The following is a 25,042-nucleotide window of genomic DNA, read 5'->3' on the forward strand; positions in this document are numbered from 1 at the left end:
AGTCTTTTTCAAACCCGATTCGTGTTACGATATAGAAAATAAATCACATAAGAGGAGGAACATCATGCTTGAAGTGAAAACCATTCCCGCAGAGGATACATATGAAATCCGGAACCGCATTTTGCGTCCCCATCAATCAATTGAACAATGCAAATATGAACAGGATCAAGCAGAAGGCTCTTTCCATCTCGGCGCTTTTTTTGAAGGAACGCTGATCAGCATCGCTTCCTTTTCTCCCGAGAATCAGCCGCTATTGACTGAATCACCCGCATATCGGCTTAGAGGCATGGCAACGCTCGAAGAATACCGTGATCAAAAAGCCGGAAGCACACTGATCACATACGCGGAGCAGAAGCTGGCCGATATGGGCGTACAGGCGGTCTGGTGCAACGCAAGATACCATGTGAAAGGCTATTACGAAAAGCTTGGCTGGAAAGAACTTGGCGAGCCGTTTGAGATTTCCGGCATTGGCACCCATATTGTGATGTACAAAAAACCAGGAACAAGCAGGTGATGACATGCATTCAGCGATTGAGCTGATTCAGCTTACTGAAAAACATGTGCCTGGCCTATTGCGTCTGTCCCGGCAAGCCGGGTGGCCGGATTACGGCGAAAGAGAGCTGCAGTTGCTCGTAAAACACGGACGCTTCTTCGGGTATCAAAACAGCCAAGGAGACATCATCTCCTGCATCGGTTTGTTTTTGTATGGCCGACTTGCTTCTATCGGACTCGTTATCGTCGACAACGAGTACAAACGGCGAGGCCTGGGGAGGCGGATGGTGAACGCGTGTATCAGCCAAGTCGATGAAAACACCGCCATCATGCTTTGCGCCACGAAGGAAGGTTTGCCGCTTTATGAAAAAGCCGGATTTCAAACAGCGGGTTCAATCCGCAAATACAGCTGTCAAAGCGTCAAGCCGCTTACAAAGCAGCATGACAGTGAACTGACATCTTTTACAGAAAAGGATTTTCCGGAATTAATCGCGGCTGATCAAGCCGCCTTTGGCGGAGACAGAGCAGCACTTCTCCATCATTTGATCTCTCAATCAGCGGAATGTGTAATTGCCAGAAATAATGAAGGCACATTCATTGGCTATGGCTTATCTGTACAAACACCGGCCAATCTGAAATTAGGCCCGCTTATCGCACCTTCACCGGGTCTCGCTGCTGGATTGGTCAACAGGCTGGCCGCAGGAAAACAAGGACCGTTGCGAATCGACGTGCCTGGGGAAAGCCCGTTGCTGCATGACAGCCTGGAAGCAATGGGCTTTCACTTAGACGATGAGCCCCCGCTTATGATGTACCAAAAAAAGACGCTGCCTGCACGAAACAGACAATTATTCGCTGTCATCTCACAGGCGCTCGGTTAACCCTTTTTTACCCGAACAGGAAGATTCTGTTCGGTTTTTTTAATGCCTTCAGGGACACTCTAAGCAGAAGAAAAGGAGTGTGCTTTGAGATGGAAACATCAAAACAAAATAACGGAATGACGATTGTAGCTATCGGTTCAATCCCTTTAATATTAACCCTTGGAAACTCTATGCTTATTCCCATACTGCCAAAAATGAAATCTGAACTTCATTTATCCCAATTTCAAGTCAGTCTCGTGATCACGGTGTTTTCCCTGATTGCGGCGTTTGCGATTCCGATTGTCGGCTATCTCGCAGACCGGTTTTCACGGAAAATTATCATTATTCCCTGCTTATTTTTGTATGGAGCAGGCGGATTGCTGGCCGGGTTTGCGGCAGGTTTTTTTGACAATGCTTATCCGTGGGTCATGGCTGGCCGGGCTCTTCAGGGTATCGGAGCAGCAGGAACGGGACCGATTGCGATGGCGCTGTCAGCGGACCTATTTAAAGGCGCGCAGGAAAGCAGAGTGCTCGGCCTTGTTGAAGCGTCAAACGGCATGGGGAAAGTTCTATCGCCGATTATTGGCTCACTTATCGCCCTGATCGTTTGGTATGGCGCATTTTTTGCCTTTCCTGTGTTTTGTATCATTTCAATCGTGCTGACTTGGATTTTTATTAAAGAAAAGAAAAAAGAAAAAGAACCGCCTCCTATCGGAAAATACGCAAAAGGGCTGTTAAGTGTATTTAAGCATGAAGGCAGATGGCTGTTTACCGCTTATTTAGCCGGGGCTACCTGTTTGTTTACCTTATTCGGCATTTTGTTTTACCTATCAGACGTACTGGAAAAAACATACGATACAGACGGCGTCAAAAAAGGGCTGATTTTGGCGATTCCCCTTTTGGTCATGTGTGTGACATCCTATACGACGGGCAGCAAAATCGGGCAAAAGCAATCGTTAATGAAAAAGCTGATCGTCATCGGTTTAGCGTTTATGACTGTGTCTTACGCGGCACTGTCATTCATTGAAAATCTCGTCCTGTTTATCAGCGTTCTCGTGCTGAGCAGTATCGGTTCTGGCCTTGTCCTTCCTTGTATTAACAGCTTTATTACAGGCGCTGTCGGCAAAGAACGACGGGGTTTTGTGACATCGCTGTACGGATCAGTGCGTTTTCTGGGGGTGGCGATCGGGCCTCCTATTTTCGGGCGCTTGATGCAGTGGTCAAGACCCGGCATGTTCTTAAGCATTGCGGGCTTGACGCTGGTTGTCGGCATTCTTGTGCTTACGCTGATTCATGTCAAACAAAATAAAGACGAGACGAATGAAAAAGAAGAGCCTGCAATGAATGGAAATCGGTTGCAACCGGCTGAGGAAAGGTAGCGGCCGGTTTGAAAATCGAACGGATCGAGACCTTTCCGCTCTTGCACCGATTAGAGAAACCTTACGGAGATGCAAACGGATTTAAACAATACCGGACATGCTATCTGATCAGAATTATCACAGAAAGCGGCATTGACGGCTGGGGAGAGTGTGCGGATTGGCTCCCGGCCCTGCATGTCGGTTTCACAAAACGAATCATTCCCTACCTCTTAGGTAAACAGGCAGGCAGCCGCCTGCCTTTAGTGCGCACAATCAAAAAATGGCATCAGCGGGCGGCATCGGCGGTAAGCATGGCACTGACGGAGATTGCGGCGAAAGCGGCAGGTTGTTCCGTATGCGACATGTGGGGCGGACGGTACAGAGAAGAACTCCCTGTATATGCCTCTTTCCAATCCTATTCAGACCATCCGCAATGGATCAGCAGCTCGCTTACGAATGTTGAAGTTCAATTGAAACAGGGCTTCAATCAAATCAAAGTCAAAATCGGCGGGACAACCTTTGAGGAAGATGTGCGGCATATCACTGCCCTGCAAAACACGGCCGGCAGCTCTGTTTCTATTATTCTGGACGCAAACCAAAGCTACGATCCAGCAGCAGCTTTAAAGTGGGAGCGTCTCTTTTCGAAATGGACCAATATCAGCTGGCTGGAAGAGCCTCTGCCTTTTGACCAGCCGCAGGATTACACTTTGCTGCGGAGCCGTTTATCCGTTCCTGTCGCCGGCGGAGAAAATATGAAAGGCGCGGCACAATTTGCGCCTCTCCTCTCACAGCGCTGCCTGGATATTATTCAGCCTGATGTCATGCATGTCAATGGAATCGATGAGTTTCGCGACTGCCTCCAGCTCGCGCGTTATTTCGGTGTGAGAGCGTCTGCCCATGCCTATGACGGCGCTCTTTCCCGGCTTTATGCTTTATTTGCGCAGGCCTGTCTGCCTCCGTGGTCAAAAATGGAGAACGACCAAATTGAACCGATTGAGTGGGACGTAATGGAGAATCCTTTTACAGAACTGATCAGCCTTCAGCCTTCAAAAGGAATCGTGCACATCCCGAAAGGAACAGGGATCGGCGGAGAAATCAATACGGAGATCGTCAATCGGTATATGTGGGATGGTTCAGCGTTTTAAGCTGTCCCATCCCTTTATTTATAGACATAAATCATGGACAGCCTCATAAAATGGTAACAGCGGACAAGTCTTTTCATAAAGGAGCAAATGACTTAATGGCTGAACTGCTGATGAAAGCAAAACTCACGTTTATGATTGTCACAGGCGGTGTATTACAGGGACTCGGCATGTCCTTATTTTTATTTCCGCATGATATTCCGACAGGCGGGGCGGCAGGTATTGCGGTCTTATTGCACCATTTGTTTCACATTCCCCACGGCTTCTCGGTATGGGCTGTGAATGTGTCAATGCTTTTTACTGCTTTAAAATGGCTGGAGATGAGAACATTCACCGGCACTCTCGCCTCGATTACCGTCACCTCTGTATCGGTATTGATCTTCGATGTCATTTTTCCGGACATCACCTCAAACCTGTGGCTTGATTTGGCAAGCGGCGCTGTTTTATTAGGACTCGGCATCGGACTTTTATACAAATATAAAATTTCTAACGGCGGGTTTGGAGCCCTTGCTCTTATGATCTCAATTTACCGGGGCGGAAACCCGGGAACCATCTTGCTCATTATGAATTGCATCATTTTTATGATTACCGCATCAATTATTGCCTGGGGCATTGTGATTCAAGCTCTGATTTGCCAAGTGATATCAACAAGAGTCATCGACTTCATCTATAACATCCGCCTGACCTCTCTTCCCATACTTACGCCTATGTACCGTCATAAAAAATAATAGGCAAGAGGCTCTCCCGATACAGAGAGCCCCGCAGCCGCTGTTTTACAAAAAAAAGGTATCGGATCTTAACCCCAAGCGCAAAGTCTCCAGAGCAATCGCATCATGAAATGAGATATTCGCCAAATTGACATTCGGCCCGATCCTTTGGATAAAACTTTGCTGGAGCGTTTTGTTCGGTGCTTCAAATATCATTCGGCTGATATCGATATCCGACAAAATGATATCATCAACGATTTGAAACCGGACATCTCCGCTGCTGGAACAGATCCCCCCTGTCCCGCTTTCCCTTGCTTCCGTAATCACTTTCTCTGCGCCTGCCTCCATATCTTCGAGAATATACTCAAGCCATTCCTCAGAGCACTGGCAGCTTGATACTTCCTCATCCTTGCTGCCTACCTCGCTGAGCACAAGAAATTCATCAGAAAAATCAGCAATGTAAGCCGCTTTTTCTTTATTCGTCATCGGGAGAGTGCCGTTTGAAATCTCAATATATTCGCACCCGAAGTAGGTGCAGTACCGATGAAATTCGTTGACTTTATTCTGGCTCACATATTTCTCAAACAGCGTGCCGCCGAAGAAAAACTTCACGTCATGCTCTTTCAGGGAGCTGATTTTTTCTTCAAGGTCTTTCGTAAGTAATGAAGTGCCCCAGCCGAATTTCACAAAATCTATATAGTCGGATGCCGCGCCTATCACATCTTTGAAAAACTGTAAGGGATAGCCGTTGTCGATTAAAATGGTCTGTCCGTTTTCTCTCGGTTTACTTGTTCTCACTGGCAATTCTAGTGAAAAATCATTCATATCATGACCCTCTCTATCGTTGGAACTTCTCTTTCTTGTTTTACTTTCATCACGAAGTCGCCCATTATTTCTTTTGTACAGTACGCAATGTCTTTCGGATCAAATAACGGCTGGCTGCTGTCAAAAAACTTCTCCGCAACGGATGAGTTTTTGATTCTTTCAATCACTTCAGCCGCCGCAACATTCGTCCCTTCTATGATGCTTTTGATATATTCCGCACACGCCATATCATCATCACCTGACGGATGGGAAGCCACAATGTTCAGTACACAATCTTTTGCAGCGAGCTTTTTCACATATTCCGCTGTTGATCTGGCATTAGAAAATCCGGTCACAAAAAGATGCCTGGACTTCAGCGCTCCTAACGCCGCTGTGACGCCGTTTGTCGTTTTCTGAATCAGCCGCTTATCCGCCATATCCTGCTCTGCCATACGCTTTGGAGAATTATCCAAATCAAACCCTTTGATTCCGACCCCCTTTTCCTCTCCTGTTAATACATAATCCGGATAGGTTTCTTTCAGCTTGAAGGCTTCTTCAGTTGTCCGGACCAAGAGAATTTCTTTCGCCCCGCCGATAAAAGCAAAATGGGCCACGGTAAAGGCTCGAATGACGTCAATAACGATATTGATATCCGCCGGGGCAAGTGAATGATGATGCCCCTGATAAATGGTAATTGGCATAATACCTCTCCTTGGGCATAAAACCATTTTGCTAAAAAGCATATTCAGCTGGTCTCTTATTGGTTCCGCCGCGCCTCCGTCTCCTCATTTTAGGCGGCCGCACACCTAAAAACCCTGAACCTTTATCTCAAAAGTGAATAGTCTGCCTATAACTCGATCAATAGATAAAAAACAGACAGATGCAAAACGGGGGGAAAATATTGAACGAACACATCACCTTTGACACATGGAACGAAACGCTGGCAAAAGAGATGAAGGAGCAATTGATCGATGAGCTCGATGTATTGAAATGGGCTTACAGGACATACGGGGATAAGATCGTGTATGCATGCAGCTTTGGCGCTGAAGGGATGGTGCTTCTTGACTTAATTTCAAAGATCAACAAACATGCGCACATCATCTTTTTAGATACAGGGCTCCATTTTCAGGAAACATATGAGCTGATCGAAGCCGTCAAACAAAAATACCCGGCATTTACGATCCAGCTGCTTGAACCCGAACTGAACTTAAAAGAACAAGCGGCGCAATACGGCGATGAATTATGGAAACACAACCCGAATCTCTGCTGCCAATTACGGAAAATCGCACCTCTGCAAAAACACTTATCAGGCATGACAGCTTGGATTTCAGGTCTGCGCCGGGAGCAATCGCCGACGAGAAAGCATATTCAATTCATCAATCAGGATCAGAAATTTAAGCTTATTAAGGTCTGTCCGCTCATTCACTGGACATGGGATGATGTTTGGACGTACATCCGGCTCCACAATTTGCCTTACAACAAACTGCACGATCAAAATTACCCGAGCATAGGCTGTGAAATGTGCACATTGCCTTCTTCAAACCCAAATGATGAGAGAGCGGGAAGATGGGCCGGACGCGAGAAAACTGAATGCGGTCTGCACCAGGAATGAAAGACCGTATGTCGTGAGAATGGAAGCGCCGGCAGGTTTCAATCTACATTTTCTATTGATGAGAAAGCCCGTCCAGCGAAGAAATGGCAGACTATTAAAAAACAATGTAAAACGCAAAGATGGAGGTTAAGCACGTGAATGCAATCGAGCCCCATGGAGGGGTGTTAATCAACCGCTTCGATCCCGCATGCACTTTTGATGGCTGCACTTGCGAAGCTGAGCTTGATCAGCTGGCACTGAGCGACCTCGAGCTTATCGCGATCGGCGGCTACAGCCCGTTAACAGGTTTTTTGGGAGAAAAAGATTATCATTCCGTTGTGAAAGAGATGAGGCTGGCGAACGGTTTGCCGTGGAGCCTGCCTATTACGCTGCCTGTCAGCGAAGAAACAGCCAAACAGCTGTCTGTCGGAAATCACGTGAAGCTTGTGAAACACGGCGTGACGTACGGCATGATGACAGTGACCGATATCTATCAGCCAGACAAATCACAGGAGGCGCTGTCTGTTTATAAAACAAACGATCCCGCCCACCCCGGAGTAAAAAAACTGCTGGAGCGTCCGGACTTTTATATTGGAGGGCCTATCCTTGTCAGCCGCCTTCCCGATAAGTCCTTCGAACAGTTTTATGCAGCGCCGGCACAAACGAGAACGGCCTTTGAAAAGCTCGGCTGGAAAACGATTGTCGGCTTTCAGACGCGGAATCCCGTTCACAGAGCCCATGAATATATTCAAAAAACAGCGTTGGAAACCGTCGACGGTCTGCTGCTTCATCCGTTAGTAGGAGAAACGAAATCAGATGATATTCCGAGTGATATCAGAATGGAAAGCTACCAAGTACTGCTTGACCAGTATTATCCAAAGGATCGGGTGATGTTATCGGTGTTCCCTGCCGCCATGCGGTATGCCGGGCCGCGTGAAGCGATTTTCCATGCGCTCGTCCGCAAAAATTACGGCTGCACCCATTTTATCGTCGGACGCGATCATGCAGGTGTCGGCAGCTATTACGGAACGTACGACGCACAGACCATTTTCAAATCATTCACTGAAGAAGAGCTGGGCATCAAGCCGCTGTTTTTTGAGCATAGCTTTTACTGCCGGAAATGCGGAAATATGGGCACCTCTAAAACGTGTCCGCACAGCGCGAGAGATCACATCCATTTATCAGGCACCAAAGTGAGGGAGCTTCTCCGCCAAGGCAAAAAGCCGCCGAAAGAATTCAGCCGGCCCGAGGTTGCAAGCGTGCTGATAAAAGGGCTCCATCAGCAGCCTGTTGCCATTCAGAGAAACAGCGGGGGATCAGAATGACACACAACCCGAATATCGTTTGGCATCCAGCGGTGATCCAAAAATCTGATAGACAGAGCTTAAACGGACATAAAAGCTGCGCCCTTTGGTTTACCGGTCTGTCCGGCTCAGGAAAATCAGTGCTCGCCAATGCCGTAGATGAAAAGCTCTATCACATGGGAATTCAGAGTTATGTCCTTGACGGCGATAATATCCGCCACGGATTGAATCGAGATCTCGGCTTTCGGACTGAGGACAGAATCGAAAACATCCGCCGGATCGGGGAAGTCGCAAAGCTGTTTGTCGATAGCGGCCAAATGATCTTAACAGCCTTTATTTCTCCGTTCAGAGAGGATCGGGATATGGTCAGAGCGCTGTTTCCCGACGAAGAATTTCTCGAAATTTATGTGAAATGCCCGCTCCAGGTTTGTGAACAGCGGGATCCGAAAGGTCTTTATAAAAAAGCGCGCAACGGAGACATCAAACATTTCACGGGGATTGATTCTCCCTATGAAGCGCCTCTTTCTCCCGATTTGATCATTAAATCTGACCAAACGTCCATTGCGGATGGAGCTGATTTGATCATCAAAGAATTGCAGCACAAAGGCATCATTTAAAAAACCCGACATTGATCGGGTTTTTTTATTTAGCAAACTGCGCAATCAGACTGTTTATTTTTTCTTTTTCCTCATAAAAGAGCCCGTGCCCATTGTTTTCAAAGGGAACCAATTCCGATTGCTTTATGCCGCGTTTTAATACTTTTGCAAAATCAAACGGAGCGATTTTGTCCTTTCTGCCGTGCAGGATGAGTGTCGGCACCTTGATTTCCGCCAGATCCTTTCTGAGATCCTCGTCTCTTAACGCAATGCCTGAGTGAATCGTTCCGTAAGAGGAAGCGTCCAGCAAAAGATTCTGGAACCATTGCTGGAACTCCGGAGAAACTTGTTTTTCGAAAAACTGTCTTCCCAGGTCAGCAAGTGTCTTCGGCCGATCGCTTTTGAATTGTTCAATCATGTCATCAATGTCTTGTTTCCTCATGCCGTACGGATAGCCCGGGCGCTTTGTAAATGCTGGCGCGGCCGCTGACAATAAAACCAGTTTATCGATATCGGCGCTCTCATGCCTTGCCATGTAACGGATCGCAATCGCACCTCCCATCGAAAAGCCGGCAAGAATCGCATTCTCAAGCTGAAGCGTATAAATAACGGCTTTCACGTCATCTGCCATCGTATTATAATCGTAGCCTTCCCACGGACGGTCGGAATCACCGTAGCCCCGAAAATCGATGCCAATAAAACGGAATCCTCTTTTCGGCAGCTCATTCATTTGATATTCAAACATCTTATGATTCAGCGGCCAGCCATGCAAGAAGATAATAGGCCTTCCATGCCCGATATCCTCCACAAACAGTGTCACATGCTCCTCGGTTTTTACGTAATGCCCCACTCCACATTCCTCCTGTTCCCTTTTCTTTCCCGTCTTGTAAACGCCTTGACGTACAGGAAGTTTTGCATTTATGCTTACAAAACAAGCGGGCTGCAGCACCCAGAAAAGGCTCTTCACGTTTTACTATATGTATCAATTAGCGGAAACGATCTATGAAATTGATCCTGATGGCTTTAGGTCATTCAGGAATGTAAAGGATGTCAAATGATGAATAAAACAGCGATTCAAAAACCGTACGTACCAGAAAATCTGCAAGCTGCCGATTTTCATGAAACGGCTGCAACAGATGATGTGATCAGCATGCATTTATATGAAGATTGTTCAATTTCCGGTGAAGACATAGACAGGCTTTGTATTGAAAAAACCGTATTTCGGAATGTCGTGTTTATCGATGTTTCCTTTCGTTTTATTGAGCTGACAGATGTGATTTTCGAAAAATGCGATTTATCGAACGCTGATTTCAGCGGGGCTGTTCTGCACAGAACTTTATTTAAGCAATCGAAAATGGTCGGAATGAACTTGGCGGACTCAACGCTGCGGAATGTGTCGTTCGAGGAATGTCACGGGCAATTCAGTTCATTTTATTATTCGAATATGAAACACGTTCTGTTTCATCATTGTGTCCTTCTGCAAAGTGAATGCAGCAGCATGGCGCTCCAGCAGACACACTTTGATGCGTGCGAACTGGAGGGCGCCAACTTTACCGGTACGTCACTTCAAAACGCGGACATCAGTTCCTGCCGGTTTGAACAGATCCATGTCTCACTAGACAAATTAAAGGGCTGCAAAATTGCTCCGGAGCACGCGATGGCCTTTGCGAGAGCGCTGGGAGCTGTCATCGTCTAGCTTAAGCCTGCGTCATCAGGCGGCGGGCTGTATCTGCAGCCGCCTTGATGCCGATTTTCAGATCCTGAAGAGATGCATAGGAATACGACAGCCGAATGCTGCGCCGGTCTTGGCCGTCATAAACGGAACCGGGGTTCACCAGCACCTGCTGTTTCAGTAATTCAAGAAACAGCTGCCTGACAGGCAGTTGTTTGTGGAATGTGACCCATATATAAAAGCCGCCGGCTGGGATGCGCCACTCGGCAATATCTCCTGCATACTGCTGAAGAAACTGAAGTGCCGCGTCTCTCCTTTTCTTCAGCTCCCTTCTTACCCAAGCGAGGTGTTCTTCATAATATCCTTGTGACAGCCATTGCGCCGCGGCCCATTGAGAGAGGCCGCTCGATCCGTAATCCGTCTGCATTTTAATGTCGGCCAGCCTTTCAATAACTGGTTCCGGGCCGGCCAGCCAGCCGATTCGAAGACCGGGGCTTACTGTTTTCGAAAACGTGCCGAGATACAGGACATTGCCTTCCTGATCCATCGACTTTAACGGCAGCGGCGGCTGTTCTTCAAACCACAAATCACCGTATGCATCATCCTCAATGACCGGCAGCTGCTCTTTTTTTGACAGACTGACAACCTCTTCCCTTCTCTTCTCTGACATCACAATGCCAGTCGGATTTTGAAACGACGGAATCGTGTAAAGCAGCTGGCCCCCGTATTGCTTCCGGTAAGCTGAAATCAGCCCCGCCTGCATTCCTTCTTCATCCATCGGCACACCGCGAAGCCGCATCCCTGCGGATTGAAAAACATGCAAAGAGTGAAGATAGGAAGGTTTTTCTGTCAAAATGACCGAGTCCCGCTTTAAAAGCCCGATCGAAATGAGCTGGAGCGCCTGTAATGCGCCGGATACAATTAAAATGACTGAAGGTGACACATTGATATGCTTTGTTTTTAAATGCTCAGCCACCGCCTCCCGCAGGTCTATATTTCCTTTCGGCTGTTCGTATCCTAAAGACAGAACATGCGGATTGATTTGCTGAAACATCCTGCGCATCGTTTCATCCGGCAGCAGCTCTGGTGAAAGCTCTCCCGTCCCCAGCCGAATGATATCCTCTCGCACCTCGTTTTTATTGATATCCTGAATGATAGAAGAATTGGGATGATGAATCCCTGAGCGGACATAGGTGCTCCAATCAAGCGGCGGAGCTGACGCAAGCACGCTCCATGTGCTGTTTACTACCTTTGTGCCGCCGCCTCTTCTCCCCTCTAACAGACCTTGAGACGTGAGTTCATCAATCGCCGATGTCACTGTGCTTCGGTTGACCTGAAACATATCCGCCAGCGTTCTTTGCGACGGAATTTTCGTCCCTACAGCCCACTCGCCATGGAGAATTTTTTCTTTTATATATTGTTCGATTTGCCGATGAAGCGGAATGTCCGATTCACGGCTTGGCTGCCAATGTGACAACGTCAAGCCCCCTTTTTTTCACATTATACATTTGGCTGGTTTCAAAACCAACCAAATGGCCGGAGACATGTAAAATCTTCTCTATTATTATGAGAAAAACAGATGTGAAAGGAGTTTTTTTCAGCATGAATGCAATGATTCACGGAATTGTGCTGGCCTTCGGCTTAATTTTGCCGCTGGGGGCGCAGAATGTGTTTATTTTTCAGCAGGGAGCGTGGCAAAGGCATATTTGGCTGGCGCTTCCAGCCGTCATCAGTGCTTCTGTCTGCGATACCCTGCTCATTGTGTTAGCGGTTGCGGGTGTATCTGTCATTGTGCAGCAGGTGCCTGTTTTTGAGACGGGAATGATGGCCGTGGGATTTTTGTTTCTCATTTATATGGGCTGGGTGACATGGAACAGCCGTCCGAAAACGGATGACAAAGAAAACAATACATTCACAGCAAAGAAACAAGCCGCATTTGCCGCAGCCGTGTCTCTGTTAAACCCGCACGCCATTTTAGACACTGTCGGCGTCATCGGTACAAGCTCTTTGCAGTATTCAGGGCTTGAGAAATGGCTCTTTATGGCCGCCTGCATCGCTGTGTCTTGGATTTGGTTTATCAGTCTTGCGATAGCGGGCCGGCTGTTTCAGACGATAGATACGAGCGGCAGGCTTATGTTGATCGTAAACAAATGTTCTGCGGTGGTAATGTGGGCTGCCGCCGTCTATTTCTTGTTCTCGATCTTTCGTTAACTGGAGGAAACCACAGCCTAAACATCGAATTCTATTTAGAAAAGGGGGCGATGTTTGTGACTGATGCTAAACAGTTTTATGACTATCATACCTGGGCGAACAAGCGAATCTTGAACCATATCGAACACCTGCCGGAGGAAACTGCTTATCAAGAAGTAAAGAGCGTATTCCCTTCTGTCAGTGACGTGCTGCTTCATATGTGCAGGGCTGACTACATATGGCTGAACGTTCTTTCGGGAGTGGACTACCAAGAGATTATAGACGGCGCAGGCAAATTCGAGTCCGCGCATGGCAATATGGCAGCGATTAAACAGCACGCTTACGATTTGGAATTACAGTATCATCATTTCTTCAGCCGCCAAACGGACTTAGAACAGACCTTCTCCATGCAGCATCCGAAACTCGGTACACTGGAATCAACCTATGCAGACACCATCCTGCATGTCGTCAATCACGGCACTTATCACAGAGGGAACGTGACGGCCATGCTAAGACAGCTGGGCCATTCAGGCGTACCTACTGATTATATGTACTATTTATATGAGAAAAGAGAAAGCAAGGGCTAAACTGTCCTTGCTTTTTTTGGCCGTAAAGCCTCTAACTTTTACATACCTGTATAAGCACGCTCCACATCAAGCTGTACAGGCCTGCCGCTTCGATACGAATCGGTCGCGGCGATGCCGACTTCTAAATTGATCTTCGCATCGACATCTGTCACAATCGGTGTTTTTCCATTCCGGACACACTCTGCAAAATGCTGTAGTTCTAAGCAGTAGGCTTCATGAAAACGAGTTTGAAAGTCTGGGATGATCTCATAGCTGCTCCCTTTAGCGGTGAGGATGGTGACATTTTGGTTTCTCAATGTCCCTATGAAAATACTGCCTTCTGTCCCAATAATTTCTGCACGGATGTCATGGCCGTATGGAGAGGTTCTGCTTGCCTCGACGTCCCCCGCTGCGCCGGAATCAAATTCTAAATACGTCAGCGCCTGATCAACATCGCCGTATTGTTCCATAAACGGGTTGTTTAAAATCCGGCCGTGTCCGGAAACAGAAGTGATCTCCGCTCCGAGCAAATATCGGGCAATATCGTAATCATGGATGGAACAGTCGATAAAGATCCCTCCGCTATGTTTGATAAACTCAGCGGGAGGCGCTCCTTGATCGCGTGTAAAGCCTTTATAATAGATGGGTTTGCCGATCTCACCAGCGTCTATCCGCCGTTTCGCATCCGCATATGCAGGATCAAAACGCCTCATAAAACCGACTTGGCAGATGACACCCGTCTCTTTTATTGTTTCAGAAACTGATTTTGATTCCTCAAGGTTTAATGTCAGCGGTTTTTCAACGAAAATCTGCTTGCCGTTTTCCGCCGCTTTGATGATCATTTCCCCATGTGTGCTTGTCGGCGTTACGATGACCACAGCATCAATCTCGGAATCTGCTAAAATCTCATGCGGATCATCCGACCATTTTTCAAGCCCGAATTCTTTAGCGACCTGCTCGGCTCTTTCTGTCATCGGATCAACGACACTGACAAGCTCAGCTCCCGGAACGCTGGTCATAAGGTTTCTTGCGTGATAGTATCCCAGTCTCCCTAACCCTAATACCGCGCATCTTACTCGATTTCCCATGTCCTCATCTCCTCAGTCTCCTTTTTTACCGCTCGATGAAAGCGTTTTACCAAAATGATTTAAAAAAATAGCGGTTCATCCACTATTTGGCCGATATATTTTTGCGCAAGCGCTTTCTCAAAAGGTGATTTTATTTTACAATGTCCTTTCTTCCCATGCAATATCTTTTTCGCCTTCGCTGTCAAAAAGAAAAGAACCCGCTGCATTAACGGATTCTTTTCTTGAACGGTGATGTAGAATGTCTGATCACTAGCTCGGGTGATAACACGATTTTTTGTTTTGCCTTTCGTTTTCCTTCGATTTCTTCCGCCAGCAGTTCAATAACGCGCTGCCCCATTTCTTTAATCGGCTGGGCTACCGTTGTCAGGGGCGGATCGACCATTTCAGCAAGTATGGTGTTATCAAACCCGATGATGGACAGATCATCCGGAACCTTGATGCCTCTTATTCTCGCCGCCTGAATGGAGGCACAGGCCAATACATCGTTAAAAGCAAAAATAGCCGTTGGCCTATCCCTGTCCAGCAATTTTCCCGCCTCTTCCTTTCCGCTCTCCAAAGAGAAGCGTGTCGGAACAATCAGCGACTCATCGATCGGCATATTCGCTTCCCCCATCGCCTGCCGGAATCCTTTGATTCTGTCTGTTTCACCTGTCGTTGACCCGTCACCCACAATGCAGGCAATCCTCGTGTGGCCCAGTGACAAAAGATGCTTGGCAGCCTCATACCCGCCGAGAACATCATCCATCACGACGATATCCATCGGAAGAAGGGGCTTATCCTGAGAAATCATGGCGAGCGGGATATGTTCGCTAATAATTTCCTCTAAAGCTGACATGCTGTCATGATTCTCAATTCCTGTCGCAAAAATGATGCCGTCTACGTTTTTTTGCTTTAGGACAGAAAAATATTTCGTTTCTTTTTTCGGATCGTAATCGGTACTGCAAATGATCATCTGAAAACCAAGCTCATCCGCTCTTTCCTCTATGCTTTTCGCGAGCTCGCCGTAAAACGGGTTTGAAATATCAGGCGTCACAAGGCCGATAATATTGGTCCGCTTTCCCGTTAAAGCAGCGGCGTGAGCATTGGGCGTGTACGCCATTTCCTTCATCACATTCATGACCCTTTGCCTTGTTTTGTCACTGATCCGGCCCGTATGGTTAATGACGCGCGATACGGTCGTGATCGAGACACCCGCCTTCCTCGCCACATCGTAAATTGTCGTTTTCATCTTCATCCCTCGTCTGCTTATTGAACTTTCCGGCTGACAATTTTCCGGTATTCAATTGGTGAAATGCCTTCAATTTGCTTAAAGAGTTTTGAAAAGTATGTCGGGTCCTCCATTCCAATCGTTTCCGCGATGACGCCCATTTTATCATTTGTCGAGGATAAAAGACGCTTTGCTTCAGTCATTCTCACCCGATTTGTGTATTGGCCCGGCGTGACACCAAGCACTTGCTGCATGCAGCGGGTCACATAATCCTGATTATAGTGCAGAGCGAGCGACAGATCCTTGATTGTCGTTTTCTCCTTATAATGCTCCTGTAAGTATCGGGCGGCCTCCCATGCCACCCGCTCTTTTGCAGACGGAATTTGAAACGCCTCCTTTTGAAGGTGCAGCATCAGCTCTTCAAACAAGATTTGTTTTCTGAGCGGCAAATCGGAGTTTTCTGCGGAGTAATCAATGAGCCGTTCAAACTGCTGCGCCATAAATTGCGGGCGTTGCACCTTGCCTTTTCTCGGCAATGCCAGTCCGTAGCGGGCCGGCTCCTCGAAGCTCCCCTTTTCCCGCTGAAGCTCTGCCCAATTGCTGCCCCCTTTTGCGGTAAATTCATATTGATGTTCATCAAAGTGAAGCCAATAATAGGAGGTCGCTTCATCACTGCCCTTTGTCCCATAGTGTTCAAGACCGGGAGAAAGCAAGATATATTCGCCCCCTTCAACAGAGAACGATTTTTCATTTTCAGTGATATATAACGTCCCCTGCTTGACGTATATCAGATCAAATACAGAAAAAACGCGTTTGACATGGGTTTCTCCTTTTTTAAAAACCCCTTCTCCGGCTGCAATAAACACCGGAAAAGGCGGGACTGTAAACAGGATGCGAGGCAATTTGATCACCCTCCTTTTTAAGTCGGATTTTTGCAAGAAGTATCGTTTCTCTCCCTTTTTATTATAAGGAAATGGAGGTACACTTTAAAACGTTGATTTTATTTACGAAAGGGGTTAGACACTATGAAACAAGCTGTCTTCAAATCAACTGCTTTGAAAAAACCCGCTGACAAATCGTTCTCATTATTTTCGCTTACTTGGCCGATCTTTATTGAGGTCTCATTATATATGTTTATGGGTAATGCTGATACACTGATGCTGAGCCAATACTCAGATAACAGTGTGGCGGCAGTCGGCGTCAGCAACCAGATTTTGAATTTAATTATCGTGATGTTCAGCTTTATCGCAACAGGAACAACTGTTGTCATCTCACAATTTTTAGGATCCCGGAAAAAGAAAGAAGCTATGGAAGTCGCTTATGTGTCAATCGCAGCCAACTTCTTCATCAGCCTCGCCATCAGCGCTCTCATCTTTTTTGCGGCAGTTCCTCTGCTTCATATGATGGGATTATCAAATGAGCTGATGCCTGACGCTAAAGTCTTTTTACAAGTTGTCGGAGGTCTGTCCTTTATTCAGGCTTTAATCATGACATTCAGCGCAATCTTAAAAAGCTATGGCTACACAAAGGATACAATGTTTGTCACAATCGGCATGAACATTTTAAACATTGCCGGAAACTTTGTTGTTATTTTCGGTCTGTTCGGCTTTCCAGTTCTTGGCGTAGCCGGTGTTGCCATGTCCACATCTATCGCGCGTGTTATCGGATTAATCGCGATGATTGTCATTGTCAACAAACGCATTCAGCTGAAGATGTCGTTGAAAAAAGTATTTCATATGCATAAAGACCATTTGCGCAAGCTGCTGAAAATCGGCATTCCTTCAGCAGGCGAACAGCTTTCTTATAACCTTTCGCAAATGATTGTCACTTATTTTATTGCCATCATGGGGGCGCAGGCTTTAACAACCAAAGTGTATACGCAAAATATTACGATGTTTATTCTGCTATTCGGGACTGCGATCAGCCAAGGCACACAAATTTTAATCGGCCGCTATATTGGCGGCAAACAGTTTGACGCCGCATATGAGCGCTGCATGAAAAGCTTGTATTGGGCGCTTGGAATTGCTGCGGCCACATCTGTTTTGATGACAATCTTTTCAAAAGACCTGATCGGCATCTTCACACAAAGCCCTGATATTATTGCTACCGCAAGCCTTTTGATTGCGATGACCATCATCCTTGAACCGGGCCGCTCATTTAATGTGATTATTATTAACTCTCTGCGCGCCGCGGGGGATGCGAAATTCCCGGTCTACATGGCGATGATTTCCATGTGGGGCATCGGCCTTCCGCTTGCTTATCTATTCGGCATTCATCTCGGTTTCGGGCTTGCCGGCGTATGGATTTCTTTTATCGCGGATGAATGGGTCCGGGGAATCTTAATGTACAGAAGATGGCGCTCACGGATCTGGATTCAAAAAGGTATGGCGTAACACCCGGCAGAACAAGCCGGGTGTTTTTTTACAGCTCGGACAGAATCATTTTTGCTTCGCTGTCTGTTAAGGCATGCTTGTGTCCAAATACGTTGTACTGCTCTGCTCGGATTTTTTCCAGAATGGCTCGGTACAGCTGAGCTGCAGCTTTTACCGCTTTTTGAGAATACTGAGGGAAAATCGGCAGGGCATCCAGGCACTCTTCAAGGTAAGCCTCCGCTTCAAAAGCGATGTACTCCCACGTCATCGTGAACGCTTTATTGACGGTGCCTTTTTCTAGATCGTCTTCTGTATAGCCGAATTGCTGCATCACCTGGCGGGGAATGCGGTTTTTTTGATGCTGGTCCGTTCCGAGATTGTTTAAAATTCGAATCAGCTGTATGGCCAAGCCGAGAGAGACCGCTGCTTGTTTGAGCTGATCTTGATTTCGGCGCGTCAGCATCGGCAGCAGCATCAATCCTGCGTTTCCGCCCGTCTGATATGCGTCCATGAGCAGTTCATCAAGGGTTTCATGCGTCTTCGATTCATCTTTCTTTGCGGCAAGGAACTCCCGAAAAGGCTCGCTGTCTAATGTAAATGTCTGATACGCATGGTCGAACGCTTTCCACAAATCGTGTTTCCCGTTACTCGCCCTTTGAAAAACATGTTCAGCCTCAGCTTCAAATACAGGTATCACCTTCTCATCTGCACTGGCTGCCGTATGGCAAAACGCCAAAACCGCCCAAGCAGCTTGTCTTTGCTTCAGCGGGAGAAATGAGAATGCCCGGAAACAGGCTGGCGCGTATTCGCTGACAATCTGTCCGCATTGCTGATAGGCTTCTTTTATCTCTTTCATTTCTTTTCACTCCTATGTATCACTGCTTCTTCAAGTCTATTATGTTTTCTCCTAATTGTATATGAAGAAAAAGCCGATTCTTACTTTGTAAAAGTAACAAGAATGAAAAATGCGCAACATGCTGCTTCAATCATATAAACCTCGAATACCTAGTCTGAACAGGACCATCAACGAGATATGCTTTTTTTATTTTTAATGCCATACAACAGATAGAGATTAAACACTTCTCAATCACTGCTTCAATAAAAGAGGAATCACGGAAAAAAGGGCTAATTGTTATTTAATACATTATAGTAATGGAGTGAGTTCAGTGATAAAATTTTTTGAATATAACTGGCAGGTTAGAGATCAATGGTTTACTTGGTGTCATCAACTAAGCACTGAAGAGTTACTTAAAAACCATCTTGGCGGGGTAGAGAATATTTTATATACCCTTTTTCATATTATTGACGTGGAATATAGTTGGGTTCGTGCTATCCAAGGAAAAGAAGATATCGTTGTTCAGTTCGCTGATTATCAAACACTCGATAAAGTGAAATCCCTTTCAAATACATTCCGAACTGAAATTATTGATGTTTTAGAAACACATTCAGAGCAAATAAAAGATGACCTTGTAAGCGTTCCTTGGGAGAAAGATGTTCTATATACGCGAGATGAAATATTACACCATATAATCGCTCACGAAATCCACCATATTGGTCAACTTTCTGTATGGGCTAGGGAATTAAAGTTAAGCCCAGTATCAGCTAGTTTTATCGGCAGAACATTAAAACCTATTCATTCATATTGAAGGAACGTGGGGACTTTGGTGCAACAACACTTCGATATTGCTGTTGTAAAAAAAAGGATAGATAGAGCATATATTTCTCTGCCCATCTATCCTTTCTTATTTTAATCTATACATCTCCGGCTTTTAAAAACATTTGCATAGAACCTACCTCTCGTCAATATCAATCCGATACGCCTCAAACCATGTATGAATTTGGGCAAGATGGGCGATCAACTGCGGTCCTTTCATCAGCTGACCGTACCATGGGACCTGAAAGGAGGAGCCTTCCGTCTCTAAAAGCTGATCCAATTGGTTTCTGTCCAGCAGGGTATGGAGCACGGAGTCCTTTTGGCTCCTGATCGCTTTCAGCCACTCGCTGACTCCTTTTGTATATTCAGGATGGTGCGTTTTCGGATACGGGCTTTTTTTACGATATAAGATTTCATCAGGCAAAATACCTTCAAGCGCTTTTCGCAAAATGCCTTTTTCCCGGTTGTCATGCATTTTCATTTCCCATGGGATATTCCAGACATATTCAACGAGCCGATGATCTGCAAACGGCACCCGCACCTCAAGGCTCGCCCCCATGCTCATGCGATCCTTCCGGTCCAAAAGATTGGTCATAAACCAAAGCATATTTAAATAGAACAGCTGTCTCCTTGCTTTATCCTCACCTGTTTCACCGTCTAGTAACGGCGTTTCGGCCAAGGTTTCTTCGTATTTCGCATGCACGTATTCTTTCAAATTCAATTTTTTCTGCCACGTATCGGAGAGCAGCTTCACCCGCTCTTCAGTTGATCTCATCCAAGGAAAACCGGACTCAACGTCTGCTGTATGGAACCACGGATATCCGCCGAAAATCTCATCCGCGCATTCTCCTGACAGGCTGACGACAAAGTCCTTTTTGATTTCACGGCAAAACCACAATAGGGACGAATCGACATCAGCCATTCCCGGAAGGTCCTTGACCAGAACGGCTTCCTCCAAATGATCGACGAGATCTTTTTGGCTGATGACGCATTTATGGTGTGTCGTGCCGAAAGCCTCTGTCATTTTTTCAATCCACGGCCCGTCGTCATTCGGCTGAAAGGCGCTCGCTTGAAAAAATTTGTCGTTTTCTTCGTAATCAATCGAATAAGTATGAAGCGGGGCTTTTCCTTCCTTTTCAAAATGGCCCGCCGCAATCGCTGTAATCGCGCTTGAGTCCAGACCGCCGGATAGGAACGTACAAACCGGAACATCCGACACTAGCTGCCGCGTCACCGCATCCTGAAACAACGATCTCACATTGGCCACACTGTCTTCAAAGCTGTCCGTATGTTTCTCGCTTTTGACATTCCAATAACGCCATATGTTCAGTCCGTCTTTAGAAAACGTCAGCGCATGGGCCGGACGGACTTCATTAATGCCTTTAAACACGCCTGTTCCCGGGGTTCTGGACGGTCCGAGCCCGAATATTTCCGAGAGACCCGTTCTGTCCACACGCGCCTTCACCTCGGGGTGTGCGAGAATGGCTTTGAGTTCTGATCCGAAGAGAAAAGAAGAGCCTTGCTCCGTATAAAAAAACGGCTTCACGCCAAGACGGTCTCTCGCCGCAAACAGCAGATCACGCTTTTCATCCCACACGGCAAAGGCGAAAATGCCGTTCAAGCGATCCACACAATTCTCCTGCCATTCAATGTAGCTGTGCAGCAACACCTCGGTATCAGATGTCCGCTCGAACTGATGGCCCCGCGCCCGCAGCTCTTTGCGCAGATCTTCCGTGTTATACAGCTCACCATTGTAAATAATTGTGTACGTATCCCCTTTATAGGTGCATGCCATCGGCTGGCGTCCGCCTTCAATATCAACAACCGCAAGCCTTTTATGTCCGAATAAAACATGGTGCTCTCCCCAAACGTTAGAATCATCAGGCCCCCGTTTGGAAAGAGTGTCTGTCATTCTGTTCATCGTTTGTTTTTCTTGGACGAGCTGCTTTTTAAAGTCGACCCAACCCGTAATTCCACACATGTGATATCAGCTCCAATCCCGTTTCTTTCGGTATCAAATTCGTTTCTTTCAGCACCTTAGTAAGTTTATGCATCTATAGACAGATAGTTGATTTGTCCACAAAAGAGTTGTATGGGACAGGCTTGTATTGGAAAGAAAAGAGAGGAACGAAGAAAAAAGGAGAGCACTTCATTTATGAAACGAAAACAATTTCTATATAAAGATGAACAGAAATGGGAATACGGCACCATTCTGATCGAAGACGGCATATGCTTAATCGAAAACCAGGAAGGTGATGTGCTGCTGGCGGAAAGTCTTCAAAACAGACCGATCTGGATTCAGCGCGAAGGGAAGTGGGAGCAGGCCGATTTCCAGGACAAAATGGTTCTGACCTGTTGCGGAGAAGACATCTCCCTTTCCGGCGGAGAATGCCTACGCTATGAAAAATCGGTAAAACGTCCGCTCATGACGCTTCTGGATTCGCTGGATGATGAAACCTTTCTCGCTTTTTTGCAGCATTTGCACAGCTTTGGTTTATCGGTATTCGATTGCGTGTTTTCTTATAATAAAGAGGTCTTTTCAAATATCTCAGAGGAACAGGGTGTTTCCTTTTATCACTTTTCAAATGATACCGCCCAATGCGCGCTGCAGCACCATTACAGCAGAGGAACGGCTGGCGACCGGTTCGAATGGACGGCTTCCGATGGAAAACGTTCCATTATGTATTCAGCGGTCCAGCGGGGACGCAAATAAAAAAGCGGTGCTGCGGCACCGCTTTTTCTTTATTTTTCTACAACAACCTTTACAGCCTTGCTTTCTTTTTTATCTGTATCAGCTGCCGTGACGTACAGCACAGTCCCGGCTTTTTGTTTTTTGATTTTTACCGTAAAGGCACCTTTTGCGTCAGCTTTACCAGAAGCGATCACTTTTTTCGATTTGTTTTTCACTTTGATCACCGCTTTGCTGCTGGCCGTGCCTTTTACTGCTGTGTCTTTCGTTTTGACAGCCTTTACTTTCGGTGTGCCGGATGGTTTTCCTTTCACGACAACCACTTGTAAGGATGTTTTTGCATCACCTTTAGAGGCTTTCACATGCAGGACTTTATCTTGTTTCTGAGTCGGGATGCTGACTTTAAATGTACCGTCTTTTCCCGCTTTGGCACTGCCGAGTTTTTTCTTGCCGCTCATCACCTCGATCAGCGTGCCTTCCTTCGCTTTTCCTCTAACGGCTGTTTGCGTGCTTTCCAGCTTATTGACCTTCACCTGTAAGTCAACGGCACTGACAGCCTGCATCACATTCAGCCGGCCGTATCCGGAATGCCAGTCAACTCCTGGAATGCGGGGAATTTCGATTGGATCGCCATTATCATCATACATTTCCTCTTCTTCACCGTCGGCGCTTTCAAAGGAAATATCGTCCGCTGTCTTTTTCAGGATATCCTCTGCTTCTGTTCTTTTAAGCTTCGGATTTTGCGCAAACAGCAGCCCTGCCGCAGCTGCCGCATAAGGCGTCGCCATGGACGTTCCGCTCATGTACGTCACATTTCCGTTCGGCACCAAGCTCGGGATATCAGAACCCGGCGCACTGATGTCGAGACCTTTCCCGTAGTTAGAGAAGTCTGCTGTCATATCCATGCGGTTCGTTGCTCCGACTGACATGGCATATTTAGAGGAAGCTGGGTAAGATAAGGAATTGGCTCCGTCATTTCCGCTGGCTGCCGCAATCAGGACGTTTTTGTCAGCCGCGTATTTCAAAGCAAATTCAAGCACGCGGCTGTAGCCTCCGCCTAAACTTAAATTAATCACCTTTGCTCCTTTATCAGCAGCATATTTGATGCCGAGGGCGATTTGTTCAGTATCTCCGGAGCCTGTGGAATCAAGCACTTTGACAGGGATAATTTTCGCTTTGGCGTTCAAACCAGTCATTGAATAGCCGTTATCGCTTTGGGCGGCGATAATTCCGGCGACGTGCGTTCCATGCCCCTGATCATCCATTGCATTGTTATTCCGCCCGACAAAATTGCGTCCGAGATCGGTTCTTACTTTTCCTTTTAAATCGGCAAGCGTGCTGTCCACACCTGTGTCTACTACCGCAATCAATGTATCGTTCAGCTTGCGCTTGGACAGCAATGTGCTGGCAGGCTCATATTTGACATCTGCATTTTTGATGCCGCCGTTTTCACCATTGTTTCTAAGCGGCCACTGGTAAGAGTACTGAACGTCGTTAGACAGGCTTTTGTATTCCTGAACCGGTTCAGCAAATTCTACGTTAGACATTTTGGATAATGTCGCGGCAGCGCTTTTCACACGTTTTGCGCTTGCCGTGTATGTCCCGCTTTGCTTTTGATCCTTCGGCAGTTCAAAAGAGTAGAGGTTGTCAAACAGTTTCTTTGCCTTATTCACATTGGAAATGTCTTTTTTCGATTGCGCGCTGGCAGAAAAGCCCTTCATTTCGTTATGTACTGATGAGAGGCTTTTATTGTCTTTTACCTTAAAAATCACCTTTGTTGTCTGAACTTCGCTTTTTGCCGCCAGGCTGTTTTCAGATAAAACCGCTCCTGCCGTCTTGCCTTCAAGCTTTGTGATGTTTAATCGCTCCGCCTGTTTCTTTATATCCCCTTTCAGGAAAGACGGAACGGATTGTAAAGCCGTTTCGTATAACCGATTGATTGCTTTTTGATCCTTTTCTGTTACCTTATATGCAGACGCTGCGCCATTTTCTGACACATCGTCAAACATCGGTTTTAGCGTCACAAGATCTTGATAGACTTCATTTCTCTCTGTTTTATTGAGTGCGAGTTTTGCAGCAATAAATGGAGCCGCTTTGTAGTAAAGGCTTGTCAGTTCTTTGCCCTCTGCTGTTTGGCTGAGCTGCTCATCACGAATCGCTCTCAGCTTTGCCAGAATGCCTTTTCCCGATTTTTTCTGATCGACACTCATTTCCACTGGGCAGGCTTCTTCCTCTTCCAGATCTGAGGGCTGTTTTTTGGTGCCTGTATATCCAATCGTATATTTGGCTTCGGCAGCTGCTTCTGCGCTTCCTCCGTCTTCCGTTTCCTCTTCCCCGAGGTTCTCAACCTTTACATAGTAAGGGCCGCTCCATGCATAAGGAAACACAATTTCACTCTTTCCATCCTCTGCTGTGTAGGAACGGTACATGTCAAACGTCTCATCTTTAAGCGCTTTTTCCTTGCTTGGATAGACAGATACATTCAGTACAGCATCACTCTTAACAGTCAGTGCCATATGCGAGTCTTTCTGAATATCTGCCTTTCCCGGATTCACTTGATACCATTTCGCCTGCTCCGGTTCCTTCATGGTTCCCGTTTGTTCTTTGTCTTTTTCCAGCGTACCGGCTACATCAATGGTTCCAGCAGCAGCTGCTTTGGTGCCTGGAGAAAAAAGGCTGAAGATCAGTGCGAAAATAAGCACTGCCGCCAAAAAAGAGCTGAATTTTCTTCGTTTCATGTTATCCCTCCTGTA

The 25,042-nt window shown here is 46.6% G+C and carries 23 protein-coding genes and 2 pseudogenes; 15 read left to right on the forward strand and 10 right to left on the reverse strand.

Annotation, left to right across the window (positions count from 1 at the left end):
• Nucleotides 1–64: 64 nt before the first annotated feature.
• From M1D69_RS15200 to M1D69_RS15220, 5 genes are all read left to right on the forward strand, one after another.
• Nucleotides 65–514, forward strand: a complete 450-nt coding sequence (locus M1D69_RS15200; protein WP_215510665.1) for a GNAT family N-acetyltransferase — start codon at nucleotides 65–67, stop codon at nucleotides 512–514.
• A 4-nt stretch (nucleotides 515–518) separates the two neighbouring features.
• Nucleotides 519–1,370: a GNAT family N-acetyltransferase gene (locus M1D69_RS15205; RefSeq protein ID WP_458105622.1), complete on the forward strand. Its 852-nt coding sequence runs from the start codon at nucleotides 519–521 to the stop codon at nucleotides 1,368–1,370.
• Between the two features lie 89 nt (nucleotides 1,371–1,459).
• Nucleotides 1,460–2,728, forward strand: a complete 1,269-nt coding sequence (locus M1D69_RS15210; RefSeq protein ID WP_458105621.1) for an MFS transporter — start codon at nucleotides 1,460–1,462, stop codon at nucleotides 2,726–2,728.
• An 8-nt stretch (nucleotides 2,729–2,736) separates the two neighbouring features.
• Entirely contained in the window at nucleotides 2,737–3,852 is a 1,116-nt protein-coding gene (locus M1D69_RS15215; RefSeq protein ID WP_458105620.1) for a mandelate racemase/muconate lactonizing enzyme family protein, read from the forward strand.
• Nucleotides 3,853–3,947: 95 nt separating this feature from the next.
• A complete protein-coding gene (locus M1D69_RS15220; protein WP_010333695.1) occupies nucleotides 3,948–4,577 on the forward strand; it encodes a YitT family protein in 630 nt (209 codons plus the stop codon).
• Nucleotides 4,578–4,622: 45 nt separating this feature from the next.
• Here the strand turns inward: M1D69_RS15220 and M1D69_RS15225 are convergent, their stop codons facing one another.
• Both M1D69_RS15225 and M1D69_RS15230 read right to left on the reverse strand, forming a co-directional pair.
• A complete protein-coding gene (locus M1D69_RS15225) occupies nucleotides 4,623–5,381 on the reverse strand; it encodes a phosphosulfolactate synthase (protein WP_458105619.1) in 759 nt (252 codons plus the stop codon).
• Nucleotides 5,378–6,061 carry a 2-phosphosulfolactate phosphatase gene (locus M1D69_RS15230; RefSeq protein ID WP_458105618.1) on the reverse strand — a complete coding sequence of 228 codons (684 nt, stop codon included), beginning with the start codon at nucleotides 6,059–6,061 and terminating at the stop codon, nucleotides 5,378–5,380. Before M1D69_RS15230 ends, M1D69_RS15225 begins: the two co-directional genes overlap by 4 nt.
• A 200-nt stretch (nucleotides 6,062–6,261) precedes the next feature.
• Here M1D69_RS15230 and M1D69_RS15235 point away from each other — a divergent pair, with 200 nt between their 5' ends.
• The 3 genes from M1D69_RS15235 (at nucleotide 6,262) to cysC (ending at nucleotide 8,872) form a co-directional block, all read left to right on the forward strand.
• Nucleotides 6,262–6,972, forward strand: coding sequence for a phosphoadenylyl-sulfate reductase (locus tag M1D69_RS15235; protein ID WP_059336309.1), 711 nt, complete (start codon nucleotides 6,262–6,264; stop codon nucleotides 6,970–6,972).
• A gap of 134 nt (nucleotides 6,973–7,106) precedes the next feature.
• Nucleotides 7,107–8,276, forward strand: a complete 1,170-nt coding sequence (sat, locus tag M1D69_RS15240; RefSeq protein ID WP_458105617.1) for a sulfate adenylyltransferase — start codon at nucleotides 7,107–7,109, stop codon at nucleotides 8,274–8,276.
• Nucleotides 8,273–8,872, forward strand: coding sequence for an adenylyl-sulfate kinase (gene cysC, locus M1D69_RS15245; RefSeq protein ID WP_458105616.1), 600 nt, complete (start codon nucleotides 8,273–8,275; stop codon nucleotides 8,870–8,872). The genes sat and cysC overlap by 4 nt, the downstream gene beginning before the upstream one ends.
• Before the next feature lie 25 nt (nucleotides 8,873–8,897).
• Here the strand turns inward: cysC and M1D69_RS15250 are convergent, their stop codons facing one another.
• A complete protein-coding gene (locus M1D69_RS15250) occupies nucleotides 8,898–9,701 on the reverse strand; it encodes an alpha/beta fold hydrolase (RefSeq protein WP_024120867.1) in 804 nt (267 codons plus the stop codon).
• Between the two features lie 70 nt (nucleotides 9,702–9,771).
• Between M1D69_RS15250 and M1D69_RS15255 the strand changes: the two genes are divergently transcribed.
• Both M1D69_RS15255 and M1D69_RS15260 read left to right on the forward strand, forming a co-directional pair.
• On the forward strand, nucleotides 9,772–9,909 hold the full coding sequence (locus M1D69_RS15255; RefSeq protein WP_458105615.1) for a hypothetical protein: 138 nt from the start codon (nucleotides 9,772–9,774) through the stop codon (nucleotides 9,907–9,909).
• Nucleotides 9,909–10,547, forward strand: a complete 639-nt coding sequence (locus tag M1D69_RS15260; protein ID WP_458106137.1) for a pentapeptide repeat-containing protein — start codon at nucleotides 9,909–9,911, stop codon at nucleotides 10,545–10,547. Before M1D69_RS15255 ends, M1D69_RS15260 begins: the two co-directional genes overlap by 1 nt.
• A 1-nt stretch (nucleotide 10,548) precedes the next feature.
• On the opposite strand, the gene pdxR is transcribed toward M1D69_RS15260, so the two are convergent.
• On the reverse strand, nucleotides 10,549–12,006 hold the full coding sequence (pdxR, locus tag M1D69_RS15265) for a MocR-like pyridoxine biosynthesis transcription factor PdxR (protein WP_458105614.1): 1,458 nt from the start codon (nucleotides 12,004–12,006) through the stop codon (nucleotides 10,549–10,551).
• Between the two features lie 88 nt (nucleotides 12,007–12,094).
• On the opposite strand from pdxR, the pseudogene M1D69_RS15270 reads away from it, so the two are divergent.
• Nucleotides 12,095–12,734, forward strand: a pseudogene (locus M1D69_RS15270) (LysE/ArgO family amino acid transporter); the annotation flags it as partial.
• A 56-nt stretch (nucleotides 12,735–12,790) separates the two neighbouring features.
• Complete coding sequence (locus M1D69_RS15275; protein ID WP_458105613.1) at nucleotides 12,791–13,300, forward strand: DinB family protein; 510 nt, start codon at nucleotides 12,791–12,793, stop codon at nucleotides 13,298–13,300.
• Nucleotides 13,301–13,338: 38 nt separating this feature from the next.
• Here M1D69_RS15275 and M1D69_RS15280 read toward each other — a convergent pair whose 3' ends face one another.
• The 3 genes from M1D69_RS15280 to M1D69_RS15290 all read right to left on the reverse strand — a co-directional run bounded on the left by M1D69_RS15280 (nucleotide 13,339) and on the right by M1D69_RS15290 (nucleotide 16,476).
• Nucleotides 13,339–14,367, reverse strand: coding sequence for a Gfo/Idh/MocA family oxidoreductase (locus M1D69_RS15280; protein ID WP_458105612.1), 1,029 nt, complete (start codon nucleotides 14,365–14,367; stop codon nucleotides 13,339–13,341).
• A 205-nt stretch (nucleotides 14,368–14,572) separates the two neighbouring features.
• A complete protein-coding gene (locus M1D69_RS15285; RefSeq protein ID WP_458105611.1) occupies nucleotides 14,573–15,595 on the reverse strand; it encodes a LacI family DNA-binding transcriptional regulator in 1,023 nt (340 codons plus the stop codon).
• Nucleotides 15,596–15,612: 17 nt separating this feature from the next.
• Nucleotides 15,613–16,476 (reverse strand): AraC family transcriptional regulator, encoded by an 864-nt coding sequence (locus tag M1D69_RS15290; RefSeq protein ID WP_059293073.1) that lies wholly within the window; start codon nucleotides 16,474–16,476, stop codon nucleotides 15,613–15,615.
• Nucleotides 16,477–16,599: 123 nt separating this feature from the next.
• Between M1D69_RS15290 and M1D69_RS15295 the strand changes: the two genes are divergently transcribed.
• Complete coding sequence (locus tag M1D69_RS15295) at nucleotides 16,600–17,967, forward strand: MATE family efflux transporter (RefSeq protein WP_059293074.1); 1,368 nt, start codon at nucleotides 16,600–16,602, stop codon at nucleotides 17,965–17,967.
• Nucleotides 17,968–17,995: 28 nt separating this feature from the next.
• Here M1D69_RS15295 and M1D69_RS15300 read toward each other — a convergent pair.
• A pseudogene (locus M1D69_RS15300) lies at nucleotides 17,996–18,825 on the reverse strand (phytoene/squalene synthase family protein).
• A 287-nt stretch (nucleotides 18,826–19,112) separates the two neighbouring features.
• Here M1D69_RS15300 and M1D69_RS15305 point away from each other — a divergent pair.
• Nucleotides 19,113–19,592 (forward strand): DinB family protein, encoded by a 480-nt coding sequence (locus M1D69_RS15305; RefSeq protein WP_458105610.1) that lies wholly within the window; start codon nucleotides 19,113–19,115, stop codon nucleotides 19,590–19,592.
• Nucleotides 19,593–19,736: 144 nt separating this feature from the next.
• Here M1D69_RS15305 and asnB read toward each other — a convergent pair whose 3' ends face one another.
• Nucleotides 19,737–21,581: an asparagine synthase (glutamine-hydrolyzing) gene (gene asnB, locus M1D69_RS15310; RefSeq protein ID WP_326325930.1), complete on the reverse strand. Its 1,845-nt coding sequence runs from the start codon at nucleotides 21,579–21,581 to the stop codon at nucleotides 19,737–19,739.
• A 174-nt stretch (nucleotides 21,582–21,755) separates the two neighbouring features.
• On the opposite strand from asnB, the gene M1D69_RS15315 reads away from it, so the two are divergent.
• Nucleotides 21,756–22,313 (forward strand): DUF2777 domain-containing protein, encoded by a 558-nt coding sequence (locus M1D69_RS15315; protein ID WP_106294525.1) that lies wholly within the window; start codon nucleotides 21,756–21,758, stop codon nucleotides 22,311–22,313.
• 29 nt (nucleotides 22,314–22,342) lie between these two features.
• On the opposite strand, the gene M1D69_RS15320 is transcribed toward M1D69_RS15315, so the two are convergent.
• On the reverse strand, nucleotides 22,343–25,027 hold the full coding sequence (locus M1D69_RS15320; RefSeq protein WP_458105609.1) for a S8 family serine peptidase: 2,685 nt from the start codon (nucleotides 25,025–25,027) through the stop codon (nucleotides 22,343–22,345).
• Between the last annotated feature and the right edge of the window lie 15 nt (nucleotides 25,028–25,042).

This window comes from Bacillus sp. PK3-037 (genome assembly GCF_054161355.1).

Excerpts from the sequence above, each read along its gene's own strand:
- M1D69_RS15200 (WP_215510665.1), top strand. The coding sequence starts at position 65 with ATGCTTGAAGTGAAAACCATTCCCGCAGAGGATACATATGAAATCCGG.
- M1D69_RS15205 (WP_458105622.1), top strand. The coding sequence starts at position 519 with ATGCATTCAGCGATTGAGCTGATTCAGCTTACTGAAAAACATGTGCCT.
- M1D69_RS15210 (WP_458105621.1), top strand. The coding sequence starts at position 1,460 with ATGGAAACATCAAAACAAAATAACGGAATGACGATTGTAGCTATCGGT.
- M1D69_RS15220 (WP_010333695.1), top strand. The coding sequence starts at position 3,948 with ATGGCTGAACTGCTGATGAAAGCAAAACTCACGTTTATGATTGTCACA.
- M1D69_RS15225 (WP_458105619.1), bottom strand. The coding sequence starts at position 5,381 with ATGAATGATTTTTCACTAGAATTGCCAGTGAGAACAAGTAAACCGAGA.
- M1D69_RS15230 (WP_458105618.1), bottom strand. The coding sequence starts at position 6,061 with ATGCCAATTACCATTTATCAGGGGCATCATCATTCACTTGCCCCGGCG.
- cysC (WP_458105616.1), top strand. The coding sequence starts at position 8,273 with ATGACACACAACCCGAATATCGTTTGGCATCCAGCGGTGATCCAAAAA.
- M1D69_RS15255 (WP_458105615.1), top strand. The coding sequence starts at position 9,772 with ATGCTTACAAAACAAGCGGGCTGCAGCACCCAGAAAAGGCTCTTCACG.
- M1D69_RS15260 (WP_458106137.1), top strand. The coding sequence starts at position 9,909 with ATGAATAAAACAGCGATTCAAAAACCGTACGTACCAGAAAATCTGCAA.
- M1D69_RS15280 (WP_458105612.1), bottom strand. The coding sequence starts at position 14,367 with ATGGGAAATCGAGTAAGATGCGCGGTATTAGGGTTAGGGAGACTGGGA.
- M1D69_RS15285 (WP_458105611.1), bottom strand. The coding sequence starts at position 15,595 with ATGAAAACGACAATTTACGATGTGGCGAGGAAGGCGGGTGTCTCGATC.
- M1D69_RS15295 (WP_059293074.1), top strand. The coding sequence starts at position 16,600 with ATGAAACAAGCTGTCTTCAAATCAACTGCTTTGAAAAAACCCGCTGAC.
- asnB (WP_326325930.1), bottom strand. The coding sequence starts at position 21,581 with ATGTGTGGAATTACGGGTTGGGTCGACTTTAAAAAGCAGCTCGTCCAA.
- M1D69_RS15315 (WP_106294525.1), top strand. The coding sequence starts at position 21,756 with ATGAAACGAAAACAATTTCTATATAAAGATGAACAGAAATGGGAATAC.
- M1D69_RS15320 (WP_458105609.1), bottom strand. The coding sequence starts at position 25,027 with ATGAAACGAAGAAAATTCAGCTCTTTTTTGGCGGCAGTGCTTATTTTC.